The sequence below is a fragment of the Ramlibacter tataouinensis genome, assembly GCF_027941915.1.
GTDB lineage: Bacteria > Pseudomonadota > Gammaproteobacteria > Burkholderiales > Burkholderiaceae_C > Ramlibacter > Ramlibacter tataouinensis_C.
This window is the reverse complement of sequence record NZ_CP116009.1, coordinates 506,765-525,723: the sequence shown is the minus strand read 5'-3', so window position 1 is coordinate 525,723 and position 18,959 is coordinate 506,765. Positions and strand designations below refer to the sequence as shown.

Genomic DNA, 18,959 nt, shown 5'->3' with positions numbered 1-18,959 from the left:
TGGAATAGCTGGTGGTCAATTATGCTGAATTGCTATAGCTGCTAGACCCCGTGCGGGCTATTGGCGGCGCCCTGCGCTGACCACAATCGGCCCCATGACCACAGCTCTCCGCGGTATCTCGTCCATGGCCACGCGCCAGGTGCTGGCCGAACTGGCCGCCGCCTGGGAAAAGCACTCGGGCCAACGCGTGGAGATCGAGTCGGTCGGCGGGGTGGATGCGGCCAAGCGGGTCGCGGCCGGCGAGCCGTTCGACGTCGTGTTCCTGGCCGCCGATGCCGTCGACAAGCTGCTGGCGGGCGGCCATGCCGTCGCCGGCAGCCGGGTGGACCTGGTGCGCTCGGGCGTGGCGGTCGCCGTGAAGCGCGGCGCGCCCAGGCCGGACCTGGGCAGCGAAGCGGCGGTGCGCGCGGCGGTGCTGGCCGCACCCACCATCGGCTACTCCACCGGCCCCAGCGGTACCGCGCTGCTCCAGCTGTTCGAGCGCTGGGGCATCGCGGAGCAAGTCCGTCCGCGGACGGTGCAGGCCCCGGCCGGCATTCCGGTCGGCTCGCTGGTCGCCAAGGGCGAAGTGGCCCTGGGCTTCCAGCAATTGAGCGAGCTGATGCACCTGGACGGCGTGGACGTGGTCGGGCCGCTGCCCGAGCCGATCCACATCACGACCATCTTCTGCGGGGCGGTGTGCACCGCCTCGGGCCGGCCGGACGCGGTGCGCGACCTGCTGGCCTTCATGGCTTCGCCCGGCACCGCCGGCCTCAAGCGCGCCTGCGGCATGGACGCCGCCTGAGCACGACCCCCTTGTTTCGAATCCGAGAGGAGCAGCACGCATGATCATCGATTGCCACGGCCACTACACCACCGCGCCCAAGGCGCTGGAGCAGTGGCGCAACCAGCAGATCGCCGGCATCAAGGACCCGGCCGTCAGGCCCAAGGCGTCCGACCTGAAGATCGGCGACGACGAGATCCGCGAGACCATCGAGAGCAACCAGCTGCGCCTGATGAAGGAGCGCGGCAACGACCTGACGCTGTTCTCGCCGCGCGCCAGCTTCATGGCCCACCACATCGGCGACTTCAGCGTGTCCAGCACCTGGGCGGCGATCTGCAACGAGCTGTGCTTCCGGGTGTCGCAGCTGTTTCCCGAGCACTTCGTGCCGGTGGCCATGCTGCCGCAGTCGCCCGGCGTCGACCCCAAGACCTGCATTCCCGAGATGGAGAAGTGCATCAAGGAATACGGCGCAGTCGGCATCAACCTGAACCCGGACCCGTCGGGCGGCCACTGGCAGGAGCCGCCGCTGACGGACAAGTGGTGGTATCCCATCTACGAGAAGATGGTCGAGTACGACGTGCCGGCGATGATCCACGTCAGCACCAGCTGCAACGCCTGCTTCCACACCACCGGCGCGCACTACATCAACGCCGACACCACGGCGTTCATGCAGCTGATCCAGGGCGACCTGTTCAAGGACTTCCCGACGCTGCGCTTCCTGATCCCGCACGGCGGCGGCGCCGTGCCCTACCACTGGGGCCGCTACCGCGGGCTGGCGCAGGAGCTGAAGAAGCCGCTGCTGGACACGCACCTGATGAACAACGTGTTCTTCGACACCTGCGTCTACCACCAGCCGGGCATCGACCTGCTCAACACCGTGATCCCGGTGAAGAACGTGCTGTTCGCCAGCGAGATGATCGGCGCCGTGCGCGGCATCGATCCGACCACCGGCCACTACTACGACGACACCAAGCGCTACATCGACGCCTCGACCATCCTGTCGGCTGAGGACAAGCAGGCGATCTTCGAGGGCAACACGCGCCGCGTGTTCCCGCGGCTGGACCAGCTGCTGAAGTCGCGCGGGCAGTAAATGAGGTGTCATGCGCAATGACAAGCTTCAGGGCGCAATGACGGCAACAGCAACCAGGAGATTTCAAGATGCATGAACTCGGCGTCGTCTATCGCAACATCCGCCGCGCCGATCCCAAGGTGGCGGAACAGCTGGCCCGCTTCGGCTCGGCCACCGTGCACGAGGCCATGGGCCGCGTGGGCCTCATGGCCACCTCCATGCGGCCGATCTACGCCGGCGCGCAGGTGTCCGGCACCGCCGTCACGGTGCTGCTGCACCCGGGCGACAACTGGATGATGCACGTCGTGGCCGAGCAGATCCAGCCCGGCGACATCGTGGTGGCCGCCATCACCGCGCCGTGCACCGACGGCTACTTCGGCGACCTGCTGGCCACCTCGTTCCAGGCGCGCGGCGCCCGCGCGCTGGTCATCGATGCCGGCGTGCGCGACGTCAAGACCCTGACCGAGATGCAGTTCCCGGTCTGGAGCAAGGCGATCAGCGCCAAGGGCACGATCAAGGCGACGCTGGGTTCGGTCAACATCCCGGTGGTCTGCGCCGGGATGATCGTCAACCCCGGCGACGTGGTCGTGGCCGATGACGACGGCGTGGTCGTGGTGCCTGCCGCGATGGCGCAGAAGACCCTGGATGCCGCCGCCGCGCGCGAGGCCAACGAAGGCGAGAAGCGCGCCAAGCTGGCATCGGGCGTGCTGGGCCTGGACATGTACAAGATGCGCGAGCCGCTGGAGAAGGCGGGGCTGCGCTACATCGACTGATCATGAGCAAACCCACCTCGGGCGACTTCACCAAGACCCCCGGCTGGCTGGACTGGTACACCGGCCCCAGCAAGCCGCAGTTCCGGCTGCCGCCCGGCAGCGTGGACGCGCACTGCCACGTGTTCGGCCCCGGCGCGCAGTTCCCCTACGCGCCCGAGCGCAAGTACACGCCCTGCGACGCCGGCAAGGAGCAGCTGTTCGCGCTGCGCGACCACCTGGGCTTCGACAAGAACGTGATCGTGCAGGCCACCTGCCACGGCGCCGACAACCGGGCGCTGGTCGATGCGCTGAAAGCCTCGAACGGCAAGGCGCGCGGCGTGGCCACGGTCAAGCGCAGCGTCACCGATCGCGAGCTGGAGGAGATGAACGCGGCCGGCGTGCGCGGCGTGCGCTTCAACTTCGTCAAGCGGCTGGTCGATTTCACCCCGCGCGACGAGCTGATGGAGATCGCCGGCCGCATCGCCCCGCTGGGCTGGCACGTGGTGATCTACTTCGAGGCGGTGGACCTGCCCGAGCTGTGGGACTTCTTCACCAGCCTGCCGACCACGGTGGTGGTGGACCACATGGGCCGGCCGAACGTCGCCCAGCCGGTGGACGGCCCCGAGTTCGCCCTGTTCCTGAAGTTCATGCGCGAGCACGGCAACGTCTGGAGCAAGGTGAGCTGCCCCGAGCGGCTGTCGCTCAGCGGCCCGCCGGCGCTGGGCGGCGAGCGCAACGCCTACCGCGACTTGGTGCCGTTCGCGCGCCAGGTGGTCGAGACCTTCCCCGACCGCGTGCTGTGGGGCACCGACTGGCCGCACCCCAACCTGAAGGACCACATGCCCGACGACGGCCTGCTGGTGGACTTCATCCCGCACATCGCCACCACGCCCGAGCTGCAGAAGAAGCTGCTGGTGGACAACCCCACGCGCCTTTACTGGCCCGAACTCACCCAAGGAGGCTGACATGTCCCTCGACAAGCCTTACAAGGACGTGCCCGGCACGACCATCTTCGACGCCGACCAGAGCCGCAAGGGCTACTGGCTCAACCAGTTCTGCATGTCGCTGATGAAGGCGCCCAACCGCGAGCGCTTCAAGGCCGGCGAACGCGCCTACCTCGACGAGTGGCCGATGACCGAGGAGCAGAAGCAGGCCGTGCTGGCGCGCGACCTGAACCGCTGCATCGCGCTGGGCGGCAACATCTACTTCCTGGCCAAGGTCGGCGCCACCGACGGCAAGAGCTTCCAGCAGATGGCCGGCTCGATGACCGGCATGACCGAGGAGCAGTACCGCGACATGATGGTCGGCGGCGGCCGCTCGCCGGAAGGCAACCGCTACATCGGGGAAGGAAAGAAGTAATGGCCCGCATCACCGCATCCGTCTATACCTCGCACGTGCCGGCCATCGGCGCCGCGATGGACCTGGGCAAGACGCAGGAGCCGTACTGGCAGAAGGTGTTCGCCGGCTACGAGCCCTCGCGCGAGTGGATCAAGGCCAACAAGCCCGACGTCGTGTTCCTGGTCTACAACGACCACGCCACCGCCTTCAGCCTGGAGATCATCCCGACCTTCGCCATCGGCACCGCCGCCGAGTTCGCCGTGGCCGACGAGGGCTGGGGCCCGCGCCCGGTGCCCAAGGTGGAAGGCCATCCCGAGCTGGCCGCGCACATCGCCCAGTCGGTGATCCAGCAGGACTTCGACCTCACCATCGTCAACAAGATGGACGTGGACCACGGCCTGACGGTGCCGCTGTCGCTGATGTGCGGCCAGCCGCAGGAATGGCCGTTCAAGGTGATCCCGTTCGCGGTCAACGTGGTGCAGTACCCGGTGCCCAGCGGCATGCGCTGCTTCCGCCTGGGCCAGGCCATCCGCAAGGCCATCGACAGCTTCGACCAGGACCTGAACGTGCAGATCTGGGGCACCGGCGGCATGAGCCACCAGCTGCAGGGTCCGCGCGCCGGCCTGATCAACCGGGAATGGGACAACAAGTTCCTGGATCGCCTGATCGACGACCCGGAGGGGCTGGCTGCGGTGCCGCACATCGAGTACGTGCGCGAGGCCGGCAGCGAGGGCATCGAGCTGGTGATGTGGCTGATCGCCCGCGGCGCGATGGCCGACGTCAACGGCGGCAAGAACAAGCCCACCGTGAAGCACCGCTTCTACCATGTGCCGGCGTCCAATACGGCCGTCGGGCACCTGATCCTGGAGAACCAAGCATGAGCAAGACCCTTCGCATCGCGCTGGCCGGCGCCGGCGCCTTCGGCCAGAAGCACCTCGACGCCCTCAAGCTGATCGACGGCGTGCAGGTCACCTCGGTGATCGGCCGCGAGCTGGACAAGACGAAGGAAGTGGCCGCCAAGTACGGCATCGGCCACGTGACGACCAACCTGGACGAGAGCCTGGCGCGCGACGACGTGGACGCCGTCATCCTGTGCACGCCGACGCAGATGCACGCGGCGCAGTCGATCGCCTGCCTGAAGGCCGGCAAGCACGTGCAGGTGGAGATCCCGCTGTGCGACAAGCTGGAGGACGGCCGCGCCGTCGTGGAGATGCAGAAGAAGACCGGCCTGGTCGCGATGTGCGGCCACACGCGGCGCTTCAACCCCAGCCACCAGCTGGTGCACAAGCGCATCCAGGCGGGCGAGTTCCACATCCAGCAGATGGACGTGCAGACCTACTTCTTCCGGCGCACCAACATGAACGCGCTGGGCCAGCCCCGCAGCTGGACCGACCACCTGCTGTGGCACCACGCCGCCCACACGGTGGACCTGTTCCAGTACCAGACCGGCAGCAAGGTGGTGAAGGCCAACGCGGTGCAGGGGCCGATCCATCCCACGCTGGGCATCGCCATGGACATGAGCATCCAGCTCCAGGCCGAGAACGGCGCCATCTGCACGCTGAGCCTGTCGTTCAACAACGACGGGCCGCTGGGCACCTTCTTCCGCTACATCGGCGACACCGCGACCTACATCGCCCGCTACGACGACCTGTTCAACGGCAAGGACGAGAAGATCGACGTGTCGAAGGTGGACGTGTCGATGAACGGCATCGAGCTGCAGGACCGCGAGTTCGTCGCCGCCATCCGCGAGGGCCGCGAGCCGAACGCGAGCGTCGCCCAGGTGCTGCCTTGCTACGAGGTGCTGCACCAGCTGGAGCAGCAGCTCGCCTGAGCCCGGTCGGGCACACCGTGCCCGGCAGATCCATTCCGGCGTCACCGCGCGAAGCCCGGCAGCCTTGCCAGGCGCGGTGACCTCGATCAGCTCGAGGGTGCCGGCAATCCGTCCGCCGCACGGCCCGGTGCGTGCTTCGTCATCTCCTGCTGGGCCCAGTCACGGAAGGTCGAGATGGCGCGCTCGTTGCACCGTTCGTTCAAGGACAGCAGGTAGTACTCGCCCGCGCTGCGCACCTTGCAGCCGGTGGCCGCGACCAGGCCCTGCGAGGCCGACCCGCTCAGCAGGATGTCGGGAACGATGGCGACGCCTTCGCGCTGGCGGGCCGCTTCCATCGACATGAAGAAGTGCCCGTACTCCAGGGTGCGCGGCGCGTTCGTCGGCGCCAGCCCGCAGGCGCGCATCCAGTCCGGCCAGGCATGCGGGCGGCTGGTGGTGTGGATCAGCGGCAATTGCTGGATCACCGCAGGTTCCGATACCGCGCGCGGGTCGTCCGTCAGGCTGGGCGAGAAAACCGGGACCAGCGTGTCGGGTGCCAGTTCCTCGGCCAGCACGCCGCGCCAGTCGACCATCATGGTCAAGTCGACCCGCGGTACGTCCACGTCGTAGCGCCGCCCGGGCAGCGCGCCCACGCGGATGGCGACATCGACCTCGCCCCCGTGCAGGTTCACCGGCTCGATGGAGCTGATGACGCGCGTTTCGATCTCGGGATGCCGTTGGCTGAACCGGGCCAGCCGCGGCATCAGCCAGAAGGAGCCCACCGAGGGCAGCACGCTGATGGTGAGGATGCTGCGCGTGCGCTGCTCGCGGACCTTGGCGGTCGCCTGTTCGAGCGTCCGGAAGGCCGCCTGGACTTCCGCCAGGTACTTCTCGCCGGCGGGCGAGAGCTGCACCTGCCGCGTGAGCCGGACGAACAGCCGCACCCGCAATTCATCCTCGAGTGCGCGGATCTGCCGGCTGACCGCACCCTGGGTGATGTTCATTTCCGCGGCGGCCTTCGAGAAGCTGCGTAGCCGGCCGGCCACTTCGAACACCTTCAACGCCGTGAGGGAAGGCAATGCCCTGCTCATGTCTCCAACTGCTTCTTCTGCTTGTGATTGCCTCGGAACACTTTACCTCAGGTCATGCATGGCGGTCGAATAAATCGTTTGTGGCGCGCGAAGGCGCGCTCCTATAGTCGCCGCAACCTGCAGTACCGCGTGGAGTTCGGCAGGCGCCAGGCAGGATATGGATCTACAGATACAAGCAAGGGTCGCCCTGGTCACGGGCGCAGGCGGGGGACTCGGACGAGCGATCGCGCTGGCGCTGGCGCAAGAGGGCGTGCGCATCGCGGCGGCCGACCGTGACGAGGCGGCGCTCGCGCAAACGGTCCAGGCCGTCCACGCGCAGGGCGGCGAAGCCCTCGGTGTGCGCCTCGATCTTTCCGACCTCGACGACATGGCGGCCGCTGTCGCCGGAATTGCCTCGAGGCTCGGCCCCGTCGACATCCTGGTCAACAACTCGGGCGGCCCGCCGCCGGGCACCGCGCAAGCGGTGAGTCCGCAGCAGTGGCGCCAGCACTTCGACGCCATGGTGCTTTCCCTGATGCACCTGACCGACCTGGTGCTGCCCGGCATGCGCGAGCGCAAGTGGGGCCGGATCGTCACCAGCAGTTCCTCCGGCGTGATCGCGCCGATCCCCAACCTGGGCATCTCCAACACGCTTCGATCGGCGCTCACCGGCTGGTCCAAGACGCTGGCGCGCGAGGTGGCCGCGGACGGCATCACCGCCAACATCGTGGTGCCGGGCCGCATCCTCACCGACCGGATCCGGCAGCTGGATGCGGCGCGCGCGGCGCGCGAGCAGCGTCCCGTCGAGGACGTCATGCGCGAGAGCGTGGCCACCATTCCGGCCGGCCGCTATGGCCGCCCCGAGGAGTACGCCGATGCCGTCGCCTTCCTCGCGAGCGAGCGGGCGAGCTTCATCACCGGTTCCGTGCTGCGCGTCGACGGCGGAATGATCGCCAGCGTGTAGTTCACGGCCGTCGCCGCAAATAGAAATAAGGAGACTTGCATGCTGTCGAAGGAAAACAATCTTCTGCTCTGCTCGGTGGGTCCCGGCACGCCGGCCGGCCAGCTGTTCCGGTCGATGTGGCTGCCCGCCATGCTGTCCTCGCAGTTGCCGGACCGCGTGGGTACGCCCGTGCGTTTGAAGCTGCTCGGCGAGGAACTGGTGGCCTTCCGCGACGGCGAGGGCAAGGTGGGCATCGTGCAGTCGCAGTGCGCGCACCGGCTGGCACCGCTGTTCCTGGGGCGGGTCGAGCCGCAGGGCATCCGCTGCCCCTACCACGGCTGGCTCTACGACAGCACGGGGCAGTGCCTGGAGATCCCGAGTGAGCCCTCGGGCACGGTCTGCCGCAACATGAAGATCAAGGCCTACCAGACCACCGAGAAGGCCGACATCGTCTGGGTCTACATGGGCGAGGGCGCGCCGCCGGCGCTGCCGCAGTTCCCGTGGATCGACCTGCCCAAGGACCAGCGCATGGCCTCGGTCTGGCTGCAGGAGTCCAACTGGTTCCAGGGCGTGGAAGGCGAGGTCGACAGCTCGCACGTCTCGATCCTGCACAAGTCCAAGAGCCAGAAGGACGTGGCGACCATGGTGCACCAGAAGTACACCTTCCTGGATCCCACGCCGAAGCTGTTCACGCACGACACGCCGGTCGGCTTCCTGTCGATCGCCCGCCGCCGCGCGGACGAGCGGTTCTACTGGCGGCTGACGCAATGGATGCTGCCGATGTTCTCGCTGGTCCCGAGCGCCGTGTGGCCGATCGGCGGCCGCGCGTGGATCCCGATCGACGACGAGAACACCTACACCTGGGACTTCAGCTACAGCCTGGACCAGCCGATCCCGCCCGCCTTCCTGCACACCGTGCTGGACGGCATGCTGTTCCCGCCGGCCGCCGACTACGGCCGCATCCGCCTGAACACCGGATCGGTCATCGAAACCTGGATCCCGCGCCGCCGCGCCGACAACGACTACCTGATCGACCGCCGGCAGCAGGCGGAGGACTGGGAAGTCACCGGCATCTACGGCATCAACGACCAGGACCGGTCGGTGCAGGAAGGCATGGGGCGCATCTCCGACCGTCCGCGCGAGAGGCTGGTGGCGGCCGACCTCACGGTGGTCACCGCCCGGCGCAAGGTGCTGGAGGCGATCAAGTCGCCCGAGTCCATCGCGCAGTTCCGCAGGCTGATCGAGGACGGCTCGGTGTACGCCTGCAACCCGGTCGACACGGTCCTGGACACCGACGACCTGCAGGTGTTCCTCCAGCAGGTCGGCATCCAATGACGGCGATCCGCGCGCAGCGGCGCTACGTGGATGCCCTGGGCGTGCGCACCGCCTACTACCGCGCCGGCAGCGGCCCGGTGCTGGTGCTGCTGCACGGCTCCTCGCCCGGGGCCTGCTCGGAGCTGAACTGGTTCCGCAACTTCGACGCCCTGGCCGAGGCCGGGTTCGACGTGCTCGCCTTCGACCAGCCGGGCTTCGGCTACAGCAGCGCGCCGCAGGACCACGGCGTGGAGTTCCGCTACCGGCATGCCGTGGCGGTGCTCCAGGCCCTGCAGGTCGGGCGCGCAGTGCTGGTGGGCAACTCGCTGGGCGGGCTGCTGGCGGTGCTGCTGCACGGCCGCCAGCGCGAGGCCGGCCTGCGCATCGACGGGCTGGTGCTCGCGGCGCAGTTCCCGCACTTCGAGATCCCGGCGCCGACCCGGGCGCGCATGCAGCAGCACCTGGCGCGCCTGGGCGGCGTGGAGCCGACCGCCCAGAGCGTGCGTGCGCTGACCGCCAACACCCTGGCCGACCACGCCAACCTGACCGACGAGCTGCTGCAGTTGCGCCTGGACATGCTGGCGCGCACGTACGAGGCCCACCAGGCCCGCGGCCGCGCCGGCATGCAGTTCGACGCGCAGGCGATCCGGGCCACGCCGGTCGACGCACCGTCGCTGGTCGTCTGGGGCCTGGACGACCACAGCCTGCCGGCGGAGATCGGCATCGAGGCGATGCAGCACTTCAGCAACGCCGAGTTCGTCTTCCTGCCGCGCTGCGGGCACTGGCCCCAGACCGAACACGCCGGGCGCTTCAACCGCTTGGCGACCGAGTTCGCGCAGCGCGTGAGCGCCTAGCGCGTCCCCTCAACGAACCCCTGGAAGATCACGATGAAGATTCGCTTTGGCATTTGCGGCCTGGGATTCGCCGGCTCGGTGCTGATGGCCCCGGACCTCAAGGCCCATCCGAACGTCGAGCTGGTCGCCGCCTGCGACCCGAACGCAGACGTGCGCGACCGGTTCACCGCGGACTACCGCATCGCCGGCTTCGGCTCGCTCGGCGAGATGCTGCGCGAGGCCCGGCTCGATGCCGTGTACATCGCCAGCCCGCACCAGTTCCACGCGGAGCACGTGATCGAGGCGGCTGCCCACGGCGTCCACGTGATCGTCGAGAAGCCCCTGACGCTCAGCGCGGCGGACGGCGAGCGCATCGTCGAGGCGGTCGAGAAGGCCGGCATCCACCTGGTGGTGGGTCCCTCGCGCGGCAACGACCCGGTGGTGCGGACGATGCGCGACCTCGTGCTCTCCGGCGAGGTCGGGCGGGTGGCGATGGTCAACTGCTGGAACTACACCGACTTCCTGTACCGCCCGCGCCGGCCGGAGGAACTCGACACGTCCAAGGGCGGCGGCATCATCTTCAACCAGTTGCCGCACGCCATCGATTCGGTCAAGGCCATCTCCAACCAGAAGGTGGTCGCGGTGCGGGCCATCGCCGGCAGCCTCGATCCGCAGCGGCCGACCGAGGGCCATTGCGCCGCCTTCCTGACCCTGGCCGACGGCGCCGCGGCCAGCATCGTCTACAGCGGCTACGACCATTTCGACAGCGACGAGCTGCAGTTCTGGATCGGCGAGGTCGGCAACCCCAAGACGGCCTCGCATGGCTCGGCGCGCAAGGTGCTGCGCGAGCTCAAGGGCCGCGAACAGGACCTGCGTGTCCAGCGCTACGGCTACGGCGGGCCGGTCGCACAGGGCCTTGCCTCGCTGCAGGCCAAGCGCAAGCAGTCGCACTTCGGCATGATGCTGGCGACCTGCGAGCGGGCCGACCTGCGTCCCTCGCCCGATGGCGTGCTGGTCTATGGCGACGAGGGCGTGCGCGAAGTGCCGGCGGTCCGCACCCGGGGCGACAACCGCCTGTCGGACACCACCATCGACGAGCTGTACGACGCGGTCACCGGCCGAGCGCCCGTGCTGCGCGACGCCCGCTGGGGGCTGGACACCGTGCGCGTCTGCCAGGCCCTGCTGGATTCCAGCCGCACCGGCGAGCAGATCACCCTCTAGGAGACCGCACGTGTTCCTCGCGATCGACGCGCTCACCAAGAAGTACGAAAGCGACCAGCGCTCGAGCCTGGCGCTGAACAACATCGGCTTCGGCATCGAGAAGGGGACCTTCCTGACGCTGCTGGGCCCCAGCGGGTGCGGGAAGTCGACCCTCCTGAACATGCTGGCGGGGCTCGACCAGCCCAGCAGCGGGCGCATCGAGATGAACGGGCGGGTGGTCTACGACTCCGCCCGCGGCATCCTGCTGCCGCCAGCCGCACGCAACATCTCGATGGTGTTCCAGAGCTATGCGATCTGGCCGCACATGACCGTGCGCGAGAACGTGGACTTCCCCTTGCGCTTCGGCGTGCCCGGCAAGGGAATGGCGCCGAAGGAGCGCGAGCGCACGGTCGACCACGCGCTCGAGCGCGTGCGGCTGCAACAGTTCGCCGATCGCCCCGCACCGCTGCTGTCGGGCGGCCAGCAGCAGCGCGTCTCGCTGGCCCGGGCCCTGGCCCAGAAGCCTTCCCTGCTCCTGCTGGACGAGCCGCTGTCCAACCTGGACGCGCACCTGCGCGAGAGCATGCAAAAGGAGATCCGCTCCATCGTCACCGAGGAGGGCATCACGGCGGTCTACGTCACGCACGACCAGAAGGAAGCGCTTTCGATGTCGGACCTGATCGTCGTGCTCAAGGACGGCGAGGTGCAGCAGATCGGCTCGCCGATGGACATCTACTACCGCCCGCAGAACCGGTTCGTCGCCGGGTTCATGGGCTCGCCGAACATCATCGACGCCGAAGTCAGGCACGTCGACCTGTCGCAGGACCTCGTGCTGGCCGAAAGCGAGCTCGGCGCGCTGCGGATGAAGCGGATCGACGGGTGCGAGGGACTGGCGCCGGGCCGGCGCCTGAACGTGGTGCTCAAGCAGGAGGACCTGCGGATCGCCGCGCCGGAGCAGTGCGCCCCTGAGGAAAACTACTTCTCGCTGCCGCTGGTGCGACAGGTTTTCCTGGGCGACCGGCTCGAGGTGCTGTGCCAGGCGCGCGACAAGCTGATCTCGATCTACACCAGCGCGCGCGACTGGCAGCAGGGGGAGCGCGTGGGTTTCGCCTGCTGCCCGCGGCGGCTCCACTACTTCCCGGTGGGGTGAACCGGCGTGCCTGCAATCCTGACCCTCTCGCTGATCCTGGTCCTGGCGCTGACCGTGTTCCCGGTCCTGGTGCTGCTGCTCACCAGCTTCCGGCCCCGCGGCACCTACGGTTTCGACGGTGACGGCTTCAGCCTGGCGCACTACGCCGCGCTGCTGCAGCAGAAGGAGGTGGTCGTGCTGGCCACCAACACCTTCATCTACGTGGCCGGCACCATCGTCATCGGCGTGCTGCTCGCCGGCTTCTGGGCGTGGGTGACGGAGCGGACCGACTTCCGCCACAAGGTCTCGGTGCGCGTGCTCATGCTGGTCACCTTCGCGCTGCCCTCGCTGGTCCAGGGCCTGGGCTGGACGCTGCTGGTCAACCCCAGCAACGGGCTGGTGAACCTGTGGCTGCGCGAGCTGTTCGCCCTGCAGGGCGGCGAAGGTCCGCTCAATGTCTACAGCATGTCCTCCATGGTGTTCATCAGCGGGCTGCTGCTCACGCCGCCGGTGTACGTGATGCTCGCCGGCGTCATCCGCCACCTGGACTACAAGCTGGAGTTCCCGGCGGTGCTGGCCGGGGTGCCGCCGCGGGTGGTGTTCGCACGGGTGCTCATCCCCATCCTGCTGCCGGGCCTGCTGTCGGTGCTGATCTACACCGTGATGCTGATGATCCAGGTGTTCGACATCCCGCTGTCGATCGGACTGACGGCCGGCATCCAGGTCTTCAGCACGCGGGTCTACCTCCTGAGTTCTTCCGAGATGGGGCCGCCGGAATACAACCTGGCAGCCGCCTGGGGCGTGGTGCTGGTGATCGTCGCAATCGCGCTGGTGAGCCTCTACCGCCGGATGACGCGCCTGTCGGAGCGCTTCGCCGTGATCTCGGGCAAGAGCTACGCGCTGGTGCGGACCCGCCTGGGCCGGCGCCGGTACATCGTGTACGCGGCCGGCGTGGTGTTCTTCGCACTGGCACTGGCGCCGAGCGCGATCCTCGCCTGGACCAGCCTGCTGCCGTTCTACGACGCGCCCTCGCTGGAGGCGCTGCAGCACGTCTCGCTGAAGAACTACAGCGACCTGTTCGAGTCGTCGATGTTCCGCCGCGGCCTGGTGAACACGGCGCTGATGGTGCTGTCCGGCGCCACGCTGACCATGCTCCTGAGCTTCGTGATCTCGTACACGACGTTCCGCCCGGCCGGCGCAGTGCACAAGCTGATCGACACGCTGGCCTTCCTGCCGATCGGGATTCCCCAGATCGTGCTGGGGCTGGCCGTCCTGCTGCTGTACGTGCGCTCGCCGCTTTACGGGACGATCGCCGTGATCATCCTGGCGCAGCTGAGCGTCAACATGGTGTTTGCGATCCGCACGCTGTCGGCCGGCCTGATCCAGGTGGACCGCAACATCGAGCGGGCCGCGGAGATCAGCGGCGTGTCGCGCGTGAACATCATGGCGCGCGTCATGGCGCCCATCATCAAGACGCAGTTCTTCAACGCCTGGCTGCTGGTGTTCGCCTTCTCGATCCGCGACATCGGCATTCCGCTGATCTTCCTCACGTCGGAGACGGTGGTGCTCGGTTCCGCGTTGTGGCTGCTCTGGGGTTACCCGAACGTCCCGGGGGCCGCTGCGCTGTCGGTGATGCTCGTCGTGTTCCTGGCGCTGTTCATCACCCCGCTGCAGGTGTACGTGTCGCGCCTGACGGACAGGGCCTCGGCGTGAGCCGCGCACGCATGACCTGCGCTCATGCGAATCGGGCGAATAAATCGTTCGTCCAAACGCTTCGCACCTCGCATCATCCGAACGCGATCCCCGAAGGGAAACGCAGTTTCAGCCAGGTCCGCAACAGCTTCATCCAGTCAATGAAAGGGCATTCGATGGATTCCGATCAGGTCAAGGGCGCAAGCCGTCGCGCATTCCTTGCTGCCGGTGCTGCAGCCGCGGGAGGCGGGCTGATGTTCGCGGGCATGCCCGCCTTCGCCGCCGACAACCCGCAGATCGTCGCGAAGGCGCGCGAGGAGGCCAGGCAGGGCAAGTTCGTGATCATGGTGAGCTCGCCCAAGGGCGAGAAGGAACAGAAGGTGCTGATGGAGGCCTTCCAGAAGCGGTTCGACCTCCAGGTCGACTGGGAGTGGCTGCCGCTCACCTCGCCGGTCTCCGGCCCGCGCGTGGTGGAACAGGCAAAGAACAACGTCCGCCTGCCGAGCGCCATCGGCGGCTATCCGTACACGCTGTACGAATCCGTCATCGTCAAGAACGGGCTGGATGCCCGCGTCGACTGGGTCGGCGAGTTCGGCGGGATGTTCCCGGACATCAAGACGGCCGCCATCGACACCGTGCTGCCCCGCTACCACAACCGGCTGCTGCGCCAGTGGGACGTGCACTACGTGCTGGTCTACAACACCCGCCGCGTCAAGAAGGAGGAGCTGCCCGCCCGCATCGAGCAGTTCACCGACCCGAAGTGGAGGGGCCGCTTTGGCATGTCGAACGTGAACCCCAGCCCGGTGGAGTACCTGGCCCTGGAGCACGGCGTCGATGGCGTGGTGGACCTGACCCGCAAGCTGGTCGCCAACCAGCCGCGCTTCAAGGCGGGACCGCCGGCGGTGGTCGGCGCGGTGGCTTCGGGCGAAATCCCGGTGGCGCTGTGCGGCTACACCGCGCTGGCCGAGTCGCTGAAGGCCAAGGGCGCGCCGATCGACTGGGTGGTGCTCGACCAGTTGCCGATCCAGCCGCTGCTGGACTTCATGCTCAAGGGCGCGCCGCAGCCCACGCTCGGCAAGCTGTTCCTGGCATGGCTGGTCACCGAAGGCCGCGCGCTGCAGGAGCAGGCGGAGTTCCTCTCGCTTTACTCGAACCCGCAATCGCCCACCACGGTCGCCGTCAAGAGCCGCAACCCGCAGCACAAGGTGCTGGAGGTGCGCAGCGATGAGGACATGGAGCGGATCCTTGCCGCCGAGAAGGCCGCGATGGCCGTGATCGCCGAGGCCGGCGGCAAGTAGCGGCGCGGCGCGGCGGGGCAGGGCAAGGGAGTCGGGCATAGCAACGAAGGCGGCAGGCAGGCGGATGGCGGCAGTACTCGAAAGTGTTGAAACCACGGTTGCGGCGCCGGCGCGCCCCATCTACCTGGCCCACCTGACCTTGCTGCACCTGGCGCCGCCGCGCTTCGTCACCGTGGCGGCGGAAGCCGGCTTCGATGGCGTGTCGCTGCACCTCACGCCGCCCGGCCTGTCGGATCCGGGTGCGCTGTCGTACCCCATGCTGGGCGCCGGCAGCGTGATGCTGCGCGAGACGCAGGCGCGCATCCGCGACTTCGGCATCCATGTGCACGACATCCAGGGCATCCGCCTGACGCCGACGGTGCGGCTGGGCGAATTCCTGCCCATGCTCGAAGCGGGGAGCCGGCTGGGCGCCACGTTCGCCATCGCCACCAGCGAGGACACCGACGAGCAGCGCAATGCCGATCACCTGGCCGAACTGGGCGAGCTCTGCGCCCGCTTCGGCCTGCGCGTGGCGCTGGAGTTCATGGCGTATTCCGGCATCCGCGACCTCGTCCAGGCCGGCCGGATCATCGCGCTGTCGCGGAGCCCGCACGCGGTGATCCTGCTCGATTCGCTGCACCTGGCCCGCTCGGGTGGCACGGCGGCCGACGTCATGCAGGTCGACCGCCGGCTGATCCCCTACCTGCAGATCTGCGACGGTCCCAAGGAGCCGCTGCACGAGAGGCTGGGCGGCCTGCGCTGGGAGGCCCGGCGCGAGCGGACCATCCCGGGCTGGGGAACGCTGCCCCTGCACGAGCTGCTGGCCATGCTGCCGCCGGAGTTGCCGCTGTCCGTCGAAGTGCCATCCGAGTCGCTGCACCAGTCGTTCGACGACGCGGTGGTCGCACGCATGGCGCTGGACGCGACCCGCAACCTCTGCAACCAGGTCCTCGTGGCGCGCGCGCGGCGCGGCGAGTGAAGCCCGTCCATCCACCGCATCGATAGAGAAAGTTCTCCCATGAACGCGATCCCGTCATCGGCAACGAACCCGCTGCGCCCGTGCTTCCGCCCGCGCCGCCTGGGCCACGCCAACCTGTTCGTCGGCAACTACGAGCGTGCATTCGAGTTCTACAACCAGGTGGCCGGCTTCGAGGAGGTGTACCGGCAGCCCGACGTGCCGGCCAGCTTCATCAGCAACGGCAACACGTACCACGACTTCGGCCTGACCGACCTGGGCAGCCGCTACGCCCCGCCGGGCCAGGCGCCGGGCGTGTTCCACATCGCGTTCGAGCTGGAGACCGAGGTCGACCTGGTCGATGGCTACCGGGCTTCGCTGGCGCAGGGCATCGAGTTCGCCTTCTGCCAGAACCACGACGTCGCCCACTCGCTCTACAAGTACGACCCCGACGGCAACATGGTGGAGGTCTACGCCGACGTGTTCGAGGACTGGCGCGCCGCACGCAATGGCGTCATCTCCGGCCAGAAGCCCGAGTGGATCCCCGGCGAGACCACGGTGCCCGTCGCGGACCCCCGGTACCCGAAGAACCCGCAACTGCGCACGGTCACTTCTTCGGTGTTTCGCGGGCGCCGCGTCACGCACGTCAGCCTGGTGGCGCAGAAGTACGAGGAGATGCTGGCCTACTACACCTGCTACCTGGGCCTGCAGCAGGTCGCCGGCTCGGCGGGCGGCGACTGGGTGCTGCTGGGCGGAACCGCGAGCGATTCGGCCCTCACCCTGTACCGCGCGGGCCCGGGGCGGGCCCCGGGCTTCCACCATGTCGGCATCGAAGTGGGCAGCGAAGCGGATCTGGACCGGGCGCTGGCGCTGCTGCCGCGCGACGGGGTCGAAGTGGAGCACCAGATCGACCACCCGGTGCGTCGGGCGATCACGATCCTGGATCCCGACGGCATCCGGCTGCAGTTCTACGTGGACCGCGACTGGAGCGCGCAGCGGCTGGCCGGCGTCGCGCTGCAGGATGCGCTCTACCTGCTGTGAGCCGCTGCGTGGACGCGAACTCGGGGAGGGCACATGCCTGATTACGACCTGAAGGGACGGGTGGCGATCGTCACCGGGGCCGGGCGCGGCATCGGCCGGGCGGAGGCGCTCGCGCTGGCCGCCGAAGGGGCGGCCGTGCTGGTCAACAGCCGCACCGCAGAGTCGGCACAAGAGACGGTGGAGCGCATCCGCGCCGCCGGCGGCGAGGCCCTGGCGGCGCCCGGCGACGTCGCCAGCGAGGAGGTGGCCAATGGCGTGGTGCAGCAGGCCCTGCAGCGCTACGGCCGCCTCGACGTGCTGGTGAACAACGCCGGCGCCGGCGCGGAGTTCATGAACCAGCGGGTGGGAGAGATGTCCATCGCCGCCTGGGACCGCATCTGCGAGACGCACCTGCGCGGCACGTTCCTGTTCTGCCACTTCGCCGTGCCGGCGATGCGTGCCCGGGGATACGGCCGCATCATCAACACGTCCTCGATGCATGCGTTGGGCGGTGGCCGCGAAGGCATCGTCAACTACACGACGGCCAAGGCCGGGGTGCTGGGCCTGACGCGCAGCCTGGCCAAGGAAACCGGGCGAAACGGCATCACGGTCAATGCGATCGCCCCCGGCTTCATCGAGACGGATTTCTTCAGCACCTATCCGCAAGCCTTCCTGGCCCAGATCCGCAGCCAGAACCCGATGGGCCGGCTGGGAACGCCCGAGGACTGCGCGGCGCTGGTCTGCTTCCTGGCTTCCAGGCAGGCCGGATTCATCAACGGCGCGGTCCTGCCGGTGGACGGCGGGCGCAGGGAGTACGCCCTGACACCGGTGGGCCAGGCCGCGCCGGAGGCCGTTTGATGGCGGCCCTGGCCGGCGCACGACGCCGCGCAAGCCGGCCGGCTCGCGGGGAGAGAACCATTCCACAGATGTACAAGGGAAAACAGAGATGAACAGACAAGCAGTGCAGCGCATCGGGATCGCCGGGCTGGGGGCCATCGGCCAGGAGCTGGCGCGGGCGCTCGACAAGGGCGTGCCCGGTACCCGGCTGGTCGCCGTCAGCACACGCGACCGGGAGAAGGCCGCCGCCTTCCTCTCGCAGTTGCATTCGGAAGTCCGGCTGGTCGGCCTGGCCGAGCTGGCCGAGCACTGCGACATCGTGATCGAGTGCGCGCCGGCCGAGCTGCTGCCGACCATCCTGAAGCCGGTCGTGGCTGCCGGCAAGCGGGCGGTCGTGCTGTCGGTCGGTGCCTTGCTGGACTACCCCGAGCTGGTCGAGCAGTGCCGCGAGACGGGCGCCCAGGTGATGGTGCCCACGGGCGCCCTGATCGGCCTGGACGCCGTGACGGCGGCGGCCGAAGGCACGATCTATTCGGTGAAGATGGTCACGCGCAAGCCGCCCAAGGGGCTGCTGGGGGCGCCGTTCCTGGCCGAACGCGGCATCGACCTGGCCGGCCTGAAGGAGCCGGTCAAGCTCTACGACGGCAACGCCCGCAACGCGGCCAAGGGCTTCCCGGCCAACCTGAACGTCGCCGTCGCGCTGGGGCTGGCCGGCATCGACCCGGACCGCACCACCCTGCAGGTGTGGGCCGACCCGGGCGTCGAGCGCAACACCCACACGATCGACGTGGAATCGGATTCAGCCTCCTTTTCGATGACGATCCAGAACATCCCATCGGACAACCCCAAGACCGGCCGGATCACGGCCAAGAGCGTGATCGCGCTGCTGCGCAAGATGTCGGCGCCGCTGCGCGTCGGTACCTGAGCAGACCCAACACCATCCTCAGAAAGCAGGCA

General features: G+C 68.4%; 18 protein-coding genes and 1 pseudogene. 18 read left to right on the top strand and 1 reads right to left on the bottom strand.

The genetic code is table 11. The features are described from left to right. Positions 1-94: 94 nt before the first annotated feature. The 7 genes from PE066_RS02350 to PE066_RS02320 all read left to right on the top strand — a co-directional run bounded on the left by PE066_RS02350 (position 95) and on the right by PE066_RS02320 (position 5,753). The gene (locus PE066_RS02350) at positions 95-784 is read left to right on the top strand and encodes a substrate-binding domain-containing protein (protein ID WP_271234958.1); all 690 of its coding nucleotides are present in this window, start codon (positions 95-97) and stop codon (positions 782-784) included. Positions 785-824: 40 nt separating this feature from the next. Beyond that, on the top strand, positions 825-1,853 hold the full coding sequence (locus PE066_RS02345) for an amidohydrolase family protein (protein ID WP_271234957.1): 1,029 nt from the start codon (positions 825-827) through the stop codon (positions 1,851-1,853). A gap of 68 nt (positions 1,854-1,921) precedes the next feature. Then, complete coding sequence (gene ligK / locus PE066_RS02340; protein ID WP_271234956.1) at positions 1,922-2,605, top strand: 4-carboxy-4-hydroxy-2-oxoadipate aldolase/oxaloacetate decarboxylase; 684 nt, start codon at positions 1,922-1,924, stop codon at positions 2,603-2,605. A 2-nt stretch (positions 2,606-2,607) separates the two neighbouring features. Continuing rightward, positions 2,608-3,549: an amidohydrolase family protein gene (locus tag PE066_RS02335; RefSeq protein WP_271234955.1), complete on the top strand. Its 942-nt coding sequence runs from the start codon at positions 2,608-2,610 to the stop codon at positions 3,547-3,549. A gap of 1 nt (position 3,550) precedes the next feature. After that, positions 3,551-3,943 carry a protocatechuate 4,5-dioxygenase subunit alpha gene (ligA, locus tag PE066_RS02330; RefSeq protein ID WP_271234954.1) on the top strand — a complete coding sequence of 131 codons (393 nt, stop codon included), beginning with the start codon at positions 3,551-3,553 and terminating at the stop codon, positions 3,941-3,943. Next, entirely contained in the window at positions 3,943-4,803 is an 861-nt protein-coding gene (locus PE066_RS02325) for a class III extradiol dioxygenase subunit beta (protein WP_271234953.1), read from the top strand. The genes ligA and PE066_RS02325 overlap by 1 nt, the downstream gene beginning before the upstream one ends. Further along, positions 4,800-5,753, top strand: coding sequence for a Gfo/Idh/MocA family oxidoreductase (locus PE066_RS02320; RefSeq protein ID WP_271234952.1), 954 nt, complete (start codon positions 4,800-4,802; stop codon positions 5,751-5,753). The genes PE066_RS02325 and PE066_RS02320 overlap by 4 nt, the downstream gene beginning before the upstream one ends. Positions 5,754-5,839: 86 nt before the next feature. Here the strand turns inward: PE066_RS02320 and PE066_RS02315 are convergent, their stop codons facing one another. Next, positions 5,840-6,823 (bottom strand): LysR substrate-binding domain-containing protein, encoded by a 984-nt coding sequence (locus PE066_RS02315; protein WP_271234951.1) that lies wholly within the window; start codon positions 6,821-6,823, stop codon positions 5,840-5,842. 157 nt (positions 6,824-6,980) lie between these two features. On the opposite strand from PE066_RS02315, the gene PE066_RS02310 reads away from it, so the two are divergent. The 11 genes and pseudogenes from PE066_RS02310 to PE066_RS02260 all read left to right on the top strand — a co-directional run. Further along, positions 6,981-7,766, top strand: a complete 786-nt coding sequence (locus tag PE066_RS02310) for an SDR family oxidoreductase (RefSeq protein ID WP_271234950.1) — start codon at positions 6,981-6,983, stop codon at positions 7,764-7,766. 39 nt (positions 7,767-7,805) lie between these two features. After that, entirely contained in the window at positions 7,806-9,080 is a 1,275-nt protein-coding gene (locus PE066_RS02305; protein WP_271234949.1) for a Rieske 2Fe-2S domain-containing protein, read from the top strand. Further along, a complete protein-coding gene (locus PE066_RS02300) occupies positions 9,077-9,913 on the top strand; it encodes an alpha/beta fold hydrolase (RefSeq protein ID WP_271234948.1) in 837 nt (278 codons plus the stop codon). The genes PE066_RS02305 and PE066_RS02300 overlap by 4 nt, the downstream gene beginning before the upstream one ends. Before the next feature lie 33 nt (positions 9,914-9,946). Next, a complete protein-coding gene (locus tag PE066_RS02295; RefSeq protein WP_271234947.1) occupies positions 9,947-11,113 on the top strand; it encodes a Gfo/Idh/MocA family protein in 1,167 nt (388 codons plus the stop codon). 10 nt (positions 11,114-11,123) lie between these two features. Further along, a complete protein-coding gene (locus PE066_RS02290) occupies positions 11,124-12,242 on the top strand; it encodes an ABC transporter ATP-binding protein (protein ID WP_271234946.1) in 1,119 nt (372 codons plus the stop codon). 6 nt (positions 12,243-12,248) lie between these two features. After that, on the top strand, positions 12,249-13,934 hold the full coding sequence (locus PE066_RS02285) for an ABC transporter permease (RefSeq protein WP_271234945.1): 1,686 nt from the start codon (positions 12,249-12,251) through the stop codon (positions 13,932-13,934). Between the two features lie 233 nt (positions 13,935-14,167). Next, a complete protein-coding gene (locus PE066_RS02280; protein ID WP_271234944.1) occupies positions 14,168-15,211 on the top strand; it encodes an ABC transporter substrate-binding protein in 1,044 nt (347 codons plus the stop codon). A 64-nt stretch (positions 15,212-15,275) separates the two neighbouring features. Continuing rightward, complete coding sequence (locus PE066_RS02275; protein WP_271234943.1) at positions 15,276-16,169, top strand: sugar phosphate isomerase/epimerase family protein; 894 nt, start codon at positions 15,276-15,278, stop codon at positions 16,167-16,169. Positions 16,170-16,208: 39 nt separating this feature from the next. Further along, positions 16,209-17,186, top strand: a complete 978-nt coding sequence (locus tag PE066_RS02270) for a VOC family protein (RefSeq protein WP_271234942.1) — start codon at positions 16,209-16,211, stop codon at positions 17,184-17,186. 33 nt (positions 17,187-17,219) lie between these two features. Next, the gene (locus PE066_RS02265; RefSeq protein ID WP_271234941.1) at positions 17,220-18,023 is read left to right on the top strand and encodes an SDR family NAD(P)-dependent oxidoreductase; all 804 of its coding nucleotides are present in this window, start codon (positions 17,220-17,222) and stop codon (positions 18,021-18,023) included. An 85-nt stretch (positions 18,024-18,108) separates the two neighbouring features. Continuing rightward, positions 18,109-18,927, top strand: a pseudogene (locus PE066_RS02260) (aspartate dehydrogenase); the annotation flags it as partial. Positions 18,928-18,959 lie beyond the last annotated feature (32 nt).

Bases quoted from the DNA above. Each gene is read 5' to 3' on its own strand.
- PE066_RS02270 (WP_271234942.1), top strand. From the start codon at position 16,209: ATGAACGCGATCCCGTCATCGGCAACGAACCCGCTGCGCCCGTGCTTC.
- PE066_RS02305 (WP_271234949.1), top strand. From the start codon at position 7,806: ATGCTGTCGAAGGAAAACAATCTTCTGCTCTGCTCGGTGGGTCCCGGC.
- ligA (WP_271234954.1), top strand. From the start codon at position 3,551: ATGTCCCTCGACAAGCCTTACAAGGACGTGCCCGGCACGACCATCTTC.
- PE066_RS02300 (WP_271234948.1), top strand. From the start codon at position 9,077: ATGACGGCGATCCGCGCGCAGCGGCGCTACGTGGATGCCCTGGGCGTG.
- ligK (WP_271234956.1), top strand. From the start codon at position 1,922: ATGCATGAACTCGGCGTCGTCTATCGCAACATCCGCCGCGCCGATCCC.
- PE066_RS02315 (WP_271234951.1), bottom strand. From the start codon at position 6,823: ATGAGCAGGGCATTGCCTTCCCTCACGGCGTTGAAGGTGTTCGAAGTG.
- PE066_RS02320 (WP_271234952.1), top strand. From the start codon at position 4,800: ATGAGCAAGACCCTTCGCATCGCGCTGGCCGGCGCCGGCGCCTTCGGC.
- PE066_RS02350 (WP_271234958.1), top strand. From the start codon at position 95: ATGACCACAGCTCTCCGCGGTATCTCGTCCATGGCCACGCGCCAGGTG.
- PE066_RS02275 (WP_271234943.1), top strand. From the start codon at position 15,276: ATGGCGGCAGTACTCGAAAGTGTTGAAACCACGGTTGCGGCGCCGGCG.
- PE066_RS02325 (WP_271234953.1), top strand. From the start codon at position 3,943: ATGGCCCGCATCACCGCATCCGTCTATACCTCGCACGTGCCGGCCATC.
- PE066_RS02265 (WP_271234941.1), top strand. From the start codon at position 17,220: ATGCCTGATTACGACCTGAAGGGACGGGTGGCGATCGTCACCGGGGCC.
- PE066_RS02310 (WP_271234950.1), top strand. From the start codon at position 6,981: ATGGATCTACAGATACAAGCAAGGGTCGCCCTGGTCACGGGCGCAGGC.
- PE066_RS02295 (WP_271234947.1), top strand. From the start codon at position 9,947: ATGAAGATTCGCTTTGGCATTTGCGGCCTGGGATTCGCCGGCTCGGTG.
- PE066_RS02280 (WP_271234944.1), top strand. From the start codon at position 14,168: ATGTTCGCGGGCATGCCCGCCTTCGCCGCCGACAACCCGCAGATCGTC.
- PE066_RS02345 (WP_271234957.1), top strand. From the start codon at position 825: ATGATCATCGATTGCCACGGCCACTACACCACCGCGCCCAAGGCGCTG.
- PE066_RS02335 (WP_271234955.1), top strand. From the start codon at position 2,608: ATGAGCAAACCCACCTCGGGCGACTTCACCAAGACCCCCGGCTGGCTG.